12 protein-coding genes and 1 pseudogene are annotated in these 10,442 nt (G+C 73.0%); 3 read left to right on the top strand and 10 right to left on the bottom strand.

From position 1 onward, the window contains the following. The 5 genes and pseudogenes from H0487_RS19485 to H0487_RS24500 form a co-directional block, all read right to left on the bottom strand. The coding region (locus H0487_RS19485) for a fibronectin type III domain-containing protein (protein WP_183095894.1) at positions 1–1,487 on the bottom strand (1,487 nt) is incomplete at its 3' end. 117 nt (positions 1,488–1,604) lie between these two features. Beyond that, positions 1,605–1,811 (bottom strand): hypothetical protein, encoded by a 207-nt coding sequence (locus tag H0487_RS19480; protein ID WP_183095893.1) that lies wholly within the window; start codon positions 1,809–1,811, stop codon positions 1,605–1,607. Positions 1,812–1,911: 100 nt separating this feature from the next. Then, positions 1,912–3,276 carry a threonine/serine exporter family protein gene (locus H0487_RS19475; protein WP_183095892.1) on the bottom strand — a complete coding sequence of 455 codons (1,365 nt, stop codon included), beginning with the start codon at positions 3,274–3,276 and terminating at the stop codon, positions 1,912–1,914. A gap of 122 nt (positions 3,277–3,398) precedes the next feature. After that, positions 3,399–4,055: an LLM class flavin-dependent oxidoreductase gene (locus tag H0487_RS24030; RefSeq protein WP_312856026.1), complete on the bottom strand. Its 657-nt coding sequence runs from the start codon at positions 4,053–4,055 to the stop codon at positions 3,399–3,401. Positions 4,056–4,089: 34 nt separating this feature from the next. Beyond that, positions 4,090–4,296 (bottom strand): annotated as a pseudogene (locus H0487_RS24500) (LLM class flavin-dependent oxidoreductase); the annotation flags it as partial. A gap of 165 nt (positions 4,297–4,461) precedes the next feature. Between H0487_RS24500 and H0487_RS19465 the strand changes: the two are divergent. After that, on the top strand, positions 4,462–4,806 hold the full coding sequence (locus tag H0487_RS19465) for a DUF2834 domain-containing protein (RefSeq protein WP_183095891.1): 345 nt from the start codon (positions 4,462–4,464) through the stop codon (positions 4,804–4,806). Between the two features lie 18 nt (positions 4,807–4,824). Here H0487_RS19465 and H0487_RS19460 read toward each other — a convergent pair whose 3' ends face one another. The 5 genes from H0487_RS19460 to H0487_RS19440 form a co-directional block, all read right to left on the bottom strand. Then, the gene (locus tag H0487_RS19460; protein ID WP_183095890.1) at positions 4,825–6,189 is read right to left on the bottom strand and encodes a calcium-binding protein; all 1,365 of its coding nucleotides are present in this window, start codon (positions 6,187–6,189) and stop codon (positions 4,825–4,827) included. Between the two features lie 119 nt (positions 6,190–6,308). Then, the gene (locus H0487_RS19455) at positions 6,309–7,295 is read right to left on the bottom strand and encodes an SDR family NAD(P)-dependent oxidoreductase (protein WP_183095889.1); all 987 of its coding nucleotides are present in this window, start codon (positions 7,293–7,295) and stop codon (positions 6,309–6,311) included. Between the two features lie 7 nt (positions 7,296–7,302). Then, positions 7,303–7,671, bottom strand: a complete 369-nt coding sequence (locus tag H0487_RS19450) for a sigma-70 family RNA polymerase sigma factor (protein WP_183095888.1) — start codon at positions 7,669–7,671, stop codon at positions 7,303–7,305. Then, positions 7,668–8,087, bottom strand: a complete 420-nt coding sequence (locus tag H0487_RS19445; protein ID WP_183095887.1) for a hypothetical protein — start codon at positions 8,085–8,087, stop codon at positions 7,668–7,670. Before H0487_RS19445 ends, H0487_RS19450 begins: the two co-directional genes overlap by 4 nt. 5 nt (positions 8,088–8,092) lie before the next feature. Then, positions 8,093–8,311 carry a hypothetical protein gene (locus H0487_RS19440; RefSeq protein ID WP_183095886.1) on the bottom strand — a complete coding sequence of 73 codons (219 nt, stop codon included), beginning with the start codon at positions 8,309–8,311 and terminating at the stop codon, positions 8,093–8,095. Between the two features lie 73 nt (positions 8,312–8,384). Here H0487_RS19440 and H0487_RS19435 point away from each other — a divergent pair, with 73 nt between their 5' ends. Together H0487_RS19435 and H0487_RS19430 are read left to right on the top strand one after the other, a co-directional pair. Beyond that, complete coding sequence (locus H0487_RS19435) at positions 8,385–9,275, top strand: DICT sensory domain-containing protein (RefSeq protein ID WP_183095885.1); 891 nt, start codon at positions 8,385–8,387, stop codon at positions 9,273–9,275. Between the two features lie 131 nt (positions 9,276–9,406). After that, positions 9,407–10,442, top strand: a 1,036-nt coding sequence (locus H0487_RS19430; RefSeq protein WP_183095884.1) for an MFS transporter, incomplete at its 3' end; no start/stop codon positions are given.

Here is a 10,442-nt window from a genome sequence, read left to right as displayed (position 1 = left end):
CCGCCGGTGAGGGTGCCGATGCCGGCTCCGCCGATGAGGCGGACAGGATCCACGCCAGCAGCGGTGACCGTGTCGGCGCCGGCACCTCCGTTGATGAGGTCGGTCCCCGAGGACGTGTCGGCGATGTCGTCACCCGGCCCGAGGAAGACGGTGTCATTGCCGTCGGCGGTATTGGCGAGGAGTGTGTCGTCACCTCCGAGCGCGCAGATCGTGTCGTTACCACCGAGACCGTCGATGGTGTCGGGACCGATCGAGCCGACGATCACGTCGTCCCCGGGCGTGCCGGTGATGGTGCCCGAGCCGCTGACGGTGGCGGTCAGGCCGCGACAGGGCGGGGCGGCCGGCATCACGGAGTTCGAGTCCGCGGACGCCGCCCCGGTGCCGGCGCTGTTGGTCGCCGTGACGTTGAAGGTGTAGGCGACCCCGTTGGTCAGCCCGGCGACGGTGCAGGGCGAGGACGCACAGGTGCCGGTCAGGCCGCCCGGGCTCGAGGTCGCGGTGTAGAGCGTGATCAGCGCACCGCCGTTGCTCGGCGGCGCCGTGAACGCCACCGTGGCCCGCTGGTGACCCGCCGTCGCGGTCCCGATCGTCGGGGCTCCGGGCACGACCGCAGCGACAGCGAACGTGCGGGTGACCGTCGTCGCCGCGAGGTAGGCCCCGTTGCCTGCCTGGTCGGCGTTGATGGTGCAGGAGCCCGCGGAGACGAACGTGAGGGCGCCGAGGGAGGTGATGGTGCACACCCCCGTGGTCGAGGAGGTGAAGGTCGGCGACAGACCCGAGTCGGCGGTGGCCGTCAACGTCGGCGAGGTCCCGAAGTCCTGGGTGCCCGGGTTGCTGAAGGTGATCGTCTGCGACGCCAGCGGGGTGACCGAGTTGGACGCCGTCGAGGGCGGACCGACGCCCGCGTTGTTGGTCGCCGTCACCGTGAACGTGTAGGCCTGCCCGTTGGTCAGCCCGGTGACCAGACAGGGCGACCCCGGACAGCTGGTCGGGGCCACGTCGGCGGGGCTCGCCGCGACGGTGTAGTCGGTGATCGGAGCGCCACCGTTCGAGGCGGGCGGCGTGAAGGTCACCGTGGCGGTGGTGTCGCCCGCCGTCGCCGTCCCGATCGTCGGCGCTCCGGGCACCACGGCGATGACCGTGAAGGACTGGGTCACCGTCGGCGCCGGGTCGAACGTGGCGTCGCCGGGCTGGTCGGCGTCGATGCTGCAGGTGCCCGCCGACACGAAGGTCAGGGTCCCACCCGCGCTGATCGTGCAGACCCCCGTCGTCGACGACGAGAACGTGACCGGGAGCGTCGAGTCCGAGGTCGCCACCAGGGTCGGGCTGGTGCCGAAATTCTGCGCGCCCGGGTTGGCGAACGTGATCGTCTGTGGGTCGGCTGCCCTCGCCGGCGCCGCCGGCACCGTCGCGACGACTACCGCCGCCAGCCCGAGGCTGCCGAGCGCGCGCGCGGCCGCCTGTCGACCGAATCGCTTGCGCCCCATGGAAGCCCCTTAGCCTGACGAGAAGTCTCGAACCAAGGAGGTCTACCACGCTGAGCGCGGCTCCCGCAGGAGTCTGGAACTGTTCGTCGCTGCCGGGAGATCCCGGGGCGGAGCGTCTCAGGCGGCGTGGTGGAAGCGGTCGTACCAGTGGTGGTGACCACCGTCGTGGGCCTTCAGGTGCCGGCTGACCGGCACCTCGCTCTCCTCGCGCCTCAGGTGGGGCCTGCGGATGATCCCGGCCATCACGAGGGTGCCGGTCCCGAGGATCAGCAGGATCAACACCGCCATCGTGATGAACCACAGGACGTACTGGTCGGCGCTCATCTCGGACTCCTTCCGTCGCCTCACCTCGACGCTACGCCGGGGCGGACCCGCGCACACCTGTCCAGCGGCACCCTTCGGTCGGGACCTTGGACCCGCGCCGTTACCCGGCCTTGCGGCGCCGGACGCGGGCGGCGCGGACGCCGAGCGGTCCGACCAGGCGGGGGCCCGCCAGCCGGGCCTCGAACCTGCGCGCCTCGCGGCGGATCGGCTGCGCGACGTACTCGCCGAGGATGGCACCGGAGCTGAGGGCGATGGCGATCGCGGCAGCGGTGACCATGGCGAGCAGGCCCGCGGCGGCGTCGGACGCGAGCAGGGTGAGACCGCGGTAGATCGAGAGGCCCGGCAGCAGCGGCGCGATACCGGCGGCCACCACGACGAGCGCGGGGACGCGGGCCGCGCGCGCGGCCGGATAGCTGAGCAGGCCGAGCAGCAGCGCGGCCAGAGCCGAGGACCAGGCGATGCCGATCCCGCGGTCGATGGCCACGGCGTAGGCACCGATCGCGACCGCGGCCACGAGCCCGATCGGCAGCAGCGACCGCCACGGGGCGTAGCAGGCGCCGGCGAACGCGGCCGACGCGAGTGCACCGCCCGCGACCATGACCGCGGGATCGGCGATCGAGTAGGCGCCCGGGTCGAGGACGCCGAGGTCGACGCCGAGGAGCTGGGCGACCTCGAGCCCGCCGCTGACCCCGGCGACGATCCCGGCCGTGGCGAGGAACGCCTCGAGGATCCGGGCTCCCGCGGTGACCGGGAAGCCGGTGAGCGCGTCCTGGACCGCACCGAGGAAGTTCACGCCGGCGAGCAGCAGCACGATGCTCGACGACACGATGAGGCTCGGTGAGGCGTCCGACGGGGTCGCCGCCACGCCCACCGCGATGAGCGTCGCGAGCAGTCCGCCCGCCACCTGCTGGTAGAACGCCGGCAACCGCCGGCGCCCCATCTGCCGCTGCAGCTGTGCGACCGTGACCGATGCGCCTGAAGCGACGAGCACCACGGTCCAGTCGCCGCCGAGGACCATCCCGATCCCGGCGCCCATGAAGGCGAGCGCGAGGCTCACCGACCAGGGCGGGCGCGAGTGCCCCGTCGAGGTGATGGTGTTGAGCCGCGCCGCCGCCCCCTCGCGGTCGAGCACGCCTGACGCGAGATCGGCCAGCAGGTGGTCGACCGCCGTCAGGTCGCCGTAGTCGATGTCGCGGTAGCGGACGTGGCGCACCTGGATCAGGGCTGCCTGCTCCGGCGAGGACTGCTGACTCATCGTCAGCCGCGTGAACGTCACGTCCGGCGTGCACCCACGGACGCCGCACGCCCGGGCGACGTTGCCCATCGCGGCACTGACGTCCCCGGCGCCCGCCCCGGACGACAGCAACAGCTCACCCACCCGGAGCGCCAGGTCGAGCGTCGCCGCGATCTCGCGGGTGTCCTCGCCCTCACCACGCGGCGGAAGGTCGGAGCGCGCTGAGGACACCTCAGCAGTCTTCCCCTTCCGCCGATCTGCCGCCAACCCGGACGGTCCGGTCTCCCCGCGCTCGGGCGACCCTCCTCCGCTCGCGCCGCGCGGACGTCCGACGACCCCGGGTCAGGCTGACATCAGCGCGATCCGAGCCAGGCCTCGGCGGCGGACGTCAGCGCCTCGAGGCAGCGCAGGTCGGCGGAGGCGGGGACGAGGATGAACTCGTCGCAGCCGGCGTCGGCCGCGCCGCCGAGGACACGCTGCAGCGCGTCGACCGTGCTGGTCCGGGCGGTGGCGGAGATCAGGTCGGCGAGCTCGGGACCGAGGAAGCCCAGGTAGCGGCGGGTGAAGACGACCAGGGTCTCGGCCGGGTCGTCGACGCCGAGGGCGACGAAGCAGCCGCTGACCTTGTGCGGCCGCTCCTCGCGGCCTGCCTCGCCCCAGCAGGTGTCGGCGAGGGCATTGGCGTTGGCGATCTCGGTCGCGTCGCCCGCGATGCTGAAACCGCTGATCCCGTCAGCCCACCGGGCTGCCCGCGCCATCGCCTTCGGTCCCATCGCTCCGGCGAGGATCCGGGGGCCACCCGGCTGGACGCACGACGGCCCGACCGGGGCAGCGCCCTCGAAGGGCGGCTCGCCGGCGAGGAGCCGCTGGAGCTCGGCGACCTTGTCGTCGAGCGCCTGGTGCCGACCGCGGAACGGGGCGTCGAGCGCGCGGTAGTCGTCCTNGGGCGTCGAGCGCGCGGTAGTCGTCCTCGCGACCCCCGACGCCCACCGCCACCTCCAGCCGACCACCGGCGATCTGGTCGAGGGTGCCGATCTGCTGGGCGACCATCGGCATCGGGTGCTGCGGCAGCACCCACAGGTTGGCGAACACCCGGACCCGCTCGGTCACGGCCGCCGCCGCACCGAGCGCCGCGACCATCTCGGGGTTGCCGAAGGTCACCCGCTCCCCCGCGGACACGCTCGAGAACGGTCCCGCCTCGATCCCCCGCGACCAGTCGACGGTCGACGTCGGCTGGTAGTCAGGGGCCATCTGCGGCAGCGCCACTCCGATCTCCATGACGACATACTAGAACGCGTTCTAGTTGATGGTCGCGAGAAGCCCACGCGCGGCCCGGTCACCTCGTCGTACACCCTAAGGTGCTCACGAGAGCGCGGGCGGACGCAGCGGCCCGACCGACGAAGGGACTGCGTCACCATGACCCGAGCGGACAAGATCCTCTGCACGGCGTACCTCGTCCTCGCCGCGGCCGCGCTCGTCGGGACCCAGTGGGTCCTCGTCGACTACCTGCGCGAAGGCGCGTCGTGGGACGACATCGTCGACTCGAGCACCGGGAACCACACGGCCGCGTTCCTCACGATCGACCTGATGGTGGTCGCCGTGGTGGCGACGATCTTCATGGTGGCCGACGGCCTCCGGACCGGCGTCCGCTTCCTGTGGGTCTACGTCCTGCTCGTGTTCACGGTGGCGATCAGCGTCGCCTTCCCGCTCTACCTCGTCGCGCGGACCCGCACGGTCGCGCGGTCGCGCACGGCCGCCTGACCAGCCCGACCAGCCTGCTCAGAAGGTCGTCTCGCAACCGGTGCTCTCGCTGAGGTCGACGTTGCCGCAGGTGTCGTCGCCGCCCTGCCCGTGGGCGTGGTCGCCGTCGCCGGCGCCGGCCGGGGCGCCACCGTCGATGTAGTCGTCGCCGGCCGGCGTGGGCGGGTCGTCCGGGCCGTTGTCACCGAAGAGCGAGTCGCGGTTGCCGAGCCCGAAGACGAGGTCGTTGCCGCCGCGGCCGTGGACCAGGTCCGTGCGATCGCCGCCGATCAGCACGTTCGGCCCGTCGTTGCCGATGAGGATGTTGGTCCTGTCCTTGACGCCGCGCACGCTCTCGATCCCCGCGAGGGTGTCGTCGCCCACCCCCTGCGCGAACGGCGGGTTCCCGGTGAACGGGTGGGTCCGCAGCTCGGCGGAGAAGCCGGTCTCCCCCGGATCCACGGTGTCGCCCTGGTAGGACACCAGGTCCCCGTGCTCGCCCGTGCTCGTCACCGCGTCGTTGTCGCCGCCGTCGACGAAGTCGTCACCCTTGCTGGGGAAGAACGTGTCGTCGCCGTCGCCGCCCGCGAGCACGTCGTCGCCGTTCTTGCCCTTGATCATGTCGTCGCCACCCCCACCGATCAGGTGGTTGTCCCGGGCGTCCCCGACGAGACGGTCGTCGAACCGGGAGCCCTCGACCTCCTCGAAGTCGCGGAAGTCGTCGCGGACCGAGCCCGCGAACGCCTCGCCGTCGGCGAGGTCGATCCTCACCCGCGCGGAAGCCTTGGCATAGACGATGCGGTCCGTGCCCTTCCCGCCGTACAGGAAGTCGTGGTCGCCGCGCCCGTCAACGACGTCGTTCCCCCGACCGCCGTAGAGGATCTGCTCGCCGGACCTGCCGGTGAGGGTGTCGTCGTGGTTCGAGCCGGCGACGACCTCGACGCCCAGGATGCCGCCCGCCGGGCCACCGCCCACCGCCTGGACCAGCCCCGTCGTGAGGTCCACCCGGACGCCGGTGACGGCGTCGCGATAGACCGCCGTGTCGGAGTCCTTGCTGCCTCCGGTGACGAGGTCCTGGGCGAGGTCGGCACCGCTGAACTCGTCGCTGTCGTCCTGGCCGAACAGCTCGTCGCGCCCCGGCCCGCCGTCGATGAGGTCGAAGCCGGCGCCGGCGCACACGTAGTCGTCGCCGCCGCGCGCGTTGATCACCTCGCTGGCCGGACCACCCTGGATGACGTCGGGCCCGCTCGTCCCGTTGATCTCCGTGACCCCGCGCGGGAGGTCCTGGAAGGAGATGGTGACCGCGCGGCCGGCGCAGGTGGCGCCCCGCTCCGCGACGGCGGCGGGGACGACCAGCATGCTGCCGAGCAGCACCAGCACGACACCGCGCTCCGACCGCCTCATGCGACCAGAGTCCCACCTGCGGCGGCGGGCGACAATCGTGGAGCGAGCGCGGACCGCGCACCTGGGTTCAGCCGGCGGAGACGTTCCGCTCGGGGCTCGACGCGCAGGGGTCGTCGGCGTCAGCGATCCGGGAGGCCGGCCGCGTCGAGGACCCACTCCCACATCGCGCGGCGCTCCTCGTCGCTCGGCGCGGTCGCAGCGCGATAGCTGGTCGGCCGAGCCACCCGGTCGTGCCAGAACAGGCCGCTCGGAGGCGGGGGCTGGGTGGCTGCGAGCCAGACCGTGGTGTCTGCACCCTGCTCGCTGCTGCGCAGCAGCGGCCGGGTCAAGGCGCGGAAGAGCGGGAGCGAGGAGGCCACGCCCGGGGTGTCCGCCCACCCGGGGTGCATCGCGTGGACGGCGACCCGGGCGTCGGCGAGGCGTCCGGCGAGCAGCGGCGCGAGCTCGACCTGGACCCGCTTCGACCGGGCGTACGCGACCGGGCCGCGGTAGTCGCCCCGGAGGTACTCCGGGTCGTCCACCGGGAGGGGCTGGGTGTACATCCCACCCGAGGAGACGAGCACGACCCGTCCGCCCTCGGCGCTCTCGGCCAGCGACGGAGCGAGGAGCTCGGTCAGGAGGAACGGCCCGAGGACGTGCGTGGCGAGGGTGAGCTCGTGGCCGTCGACGGAGGTCTGACGGGTCGCAGGAAGGGTGCCGGCGTTGTGCACCAGCACGTCGAGCGCGCCGTACTCCTCCGCGCGACGGGCGTTGAACCCCTTCGCGAACCGACGCACTGCCTTGAGGTCGGACACGTCGCAGACCTCGACGTGGAGGTCGGGGACGTGACCTTCCTGCTCGAGGCGCTCCGCCACCCGACGTACGGCGGGCTCGACCCGCTCCGCCGCCCTGCCCAGCAGGTGCACGGTGGCGCCGAGCCTCGCCAGCCCGAGCACCGTCGCCTCGCCGAGGCCCGAGCCGGCGCCGGTGACGAGCGCCCGCTTGCCGACCAGGCTCCCCGGTGCGGGGTCGTCGGCCCAGCGGCCTCGGCGCAGCAGCGGGCCGAGGTTGGTGTAGCCCCCGACGATGCTGCGGTCCAGCACCTTGTCCTTCAACGACTCCTTCATCACGACCTCACAGCGTCAGCATCCAGGCGACCGGCGACAGCGGCTGGGAGCGGTGGTCGGCGGCGCGCCGCCAAGCGTCGAGGTAGCGACGGCGGGTCGCCTCGGCGGCGACAGCCGTCGGCTCGGCACGCTGCAGGACCCGGGCGCGGCAGACCTCCCAGGCGTACACCTTCCTGACCGTGGCGTCGTAGAAGCGGGAGAAGGCGGTCCGGTCGCCTCGAGCCGCCCGGTCCAGGAGCGTGGCGAGGAGGTCGGTGGGGTCGACCTCCTCGCCCGCTCGCGCGGTCGGCGCGCCCTCGGGCGCACTGACAGGTTCGTGGCGCGGCCGTGCGACCGCGTGGGCGCCCGGTTCGGCCACCCGCCCACGGGGACTCATGACGCGCCCGTCCGGGCGGTGGAGAAGGGCCCGAGCGCTCGGATGCCCGGAGGGACCGCGCGACCGGCGACCTCGGCCAGCGCGGCGCGCACGCTGACCACCCGGAGGTGGGGTGAGCGCGTGATCGGCCGCTGCCACCAGGGTGCCTCGGTGCGACCGATCTCCAGGAGGACCACGTCGCCGACGACGACCACCACCGTGAGGCCCCAGGCAGCGATCGCCGACGCCATCCGCCGCAGCTCGCCCGCACCGCCACTGCCGGGGGTCATCGCGACCTCGTCGACGCGGACCTCGAGCCGCGACCCGTGGCCGGTCAACCGTCCCGTCATCGCGCGCTCACCCGGCAGCTCGACGCTGAAGCTCACGTCGGCCGACACCTGCACGGCGTCAGGGGCGAGCGGAACCATCGTGTCCACGACGCTCAGCTCGCCACCGGCCGAGGGCCGCTGGAGACCCGGATCGTGCCGTCGACCTTCCAGACGACGCGCGCCGCACCGGGCGTCTCGTCCCGCGGGATCTCGAAGGTCATGTCGTCGAATTCGTAGCTGAGCTCGGCCGAGGGTCGGGCCAGGAACGCGACCAGCTCACGGCCCAGCTCCGACCATGCCATCGCGCCGTCGTCCACCGAAGCGCTCCGCATCTCTCCTCCTCCGCTTCCCGAGTACAAACCTCAACACTGTTCTTCAACACCTTGTTTAGGTTACGGTAGGATCATGAAGGAAAGCCCCGGCCCCGCGCAACCCCCCGGTTCGGCTGGCCCGACCCAGATCGCCGACCTGACGATCGGTGACCTGAGCGAGCGCACCGGGATCAGCACTGCCGTGCTGCGCATGTGGGAGACGAGGCACGGGTTCCCGGAACCGCATCGCCTGGCATCCGGCCACCGGCGCTACACGGCAGGCGACGCGGACCTCGTCCAGCAGGTGCTGCGACGCAAGGAAGCAGGCATCCGGCTCGAGGTCGCGATCGCCGAGGCCGCAGCAACCAAGGCGCCGGCCGCGCCGTCGGTCTTCGCGGAGCTCCGCCGCAAGCACCCGACGCTGGTCACCCACCGGCTGCGCAAGTCGACCCTCACCGCGCTCTCCTGGGCCATCGAGGACGAGTGCTGCGCAGTCGCCGACCGCCCCGTCCTCTTCGGCGCGTTCCAGCGCGGGGACTTCTACGCCCCCTCGGCCGCCCGGTGGACCGAGCTCTCACGCGTCGCGCGGTCGGCCATCGTCTTCGCGGACGCGTGGGACGGCAACGCCGACGACGCCGCGGGGCCGATCCGAGCCACGCTCGCCGACGACGCCCCGCTGCGCCGCGAGTGGGCGGTCGTCTGCGACGCCCACGACTCCACCGCGTGCCTCTCGGCCTGGGAGCTGCCCGGCCAGACCACGGTCCCCGACCGGCAACGGATCTTCGAAGCCGTCTGGACAGTCGACCCCGTCGCCGTCCGCGACGCCGCCCGGGTCGCTGCGCGGGTCGCCAGCGACGCCGGCGTCCTCGCCGCCCAGCCGCTCCTCTACGAGCTCGCCGACGCGCCCGCTCCGCGCACCTTGACCCCGACCGGTGTGACGGCTCTGTTCAACCGCGTCGTCGCCTACGTCGACCGGCTGAGCTGACCGAGGCCACCGACGCCGTCCACAAGTTTTTCAACAGTCTGTTGAAGAACCGGCTAGAAACCTCAACAGCCGCCGGGACGAAAAGTCCCGCCGGAGGAGAGCGGGCAAGGCCACGGTCCTAGGGTCGTCGTGTGGGCAGGCAGCGCGGTGGGTCGGGGGCACTGGTGCCGACCCTGGCGTTGCTCACGACGATCACGGCCGTCGTCAGCAGCCTGGGTGCGCCGCTCGTGCCGTCCATCGCGCACCAGTACGACGTCGCGCTGACGACCGCACAGTGGTCGCTGACCGCACCGCTGCTGGTCGCGGCAGTGGCGACACCGATCCTCGGGCGGGTGGCGGCGGGTCGCCGGCGTCGGCCGGCGATCCTCGGCGGACTGGTGGTCGTGGCGATCGGCACGACGCTGTCGGCGGGGTCGGCGTTGTCGATGGCGTCGGCCGGGGATCGGGACCTCCTCGGGTTCGAGGTGCTGGTCGCCGGACGCGCGCTCCAGGGCGTCGGCATGGCCCTGGTCCCGCTCGCCATCGCGGTGGCTCGCGACGAGCTCGCGGGGACCCGGATGGTCCGGGCGGTCGCCCTGCTCTCCGTCACGACCGTCGCCGGGGCCGGCCTCGGCTACCCGTTGACGGGGCTCGTGGCCCTGGTCGGCGGCCTCGCCGGCGCCTACCTGCTCGGCGTGCTCCTCACCCTCCTCACCCTGGCGATGGCCTGGCGCGGGGTCCCGGCGAGCGTGCTCGCCGTACCCGCTCGGGTCGACTGGGTGGGCGCGCTCCTCCTCAGCGGCGGCGTCCTGTGCCTGCTCCTCGGCATCAGCCAGGGCGAGGCCTGGGGGTGGCGATCGGCCGCGGTCGTCGGTCTCGGCGCGACGAGCGGTGTCGCGCTCGCTGCCTGGATCGCCGCGGCCCTGTGGTCGCGCCATCCGCTGGTCGACCTGCGCCTGGCCACCCGCCCGGGCCTGGCCGCGCCGAACCTGGTCGCCTTCGTGGCCGGCATCGGGATGTACTCCCTGCTCACGCTGACCGTGGTGCTGGTCCGCGCCGACGACCCCGGCTTCGGCCTCGACCACTCGGTCGCCGTCGCCGGCCTCATCCTGGTGCCCTACGCGACCGCGAGCGTCGTCGGCAGCCGGTGGGCCCGGCGAGCCGAGTCGCGGCTCGGCTCGCGTGTCG

The organism is Nocardioides stalactiti (assembly GCF_014180715.1).
GTDB classification, from domain to species: domain Bacteria; phylum Actinomycetota; class Actinomycetes; order Propionibacteriales; family Nocardioidaceae; genus Nocardioides; species Nocardioides stalactiti.
Note: the sequence above shows the minus strand (reverse complement) of the source record. Positions and strands in the feature narration are given on the sequence as shown.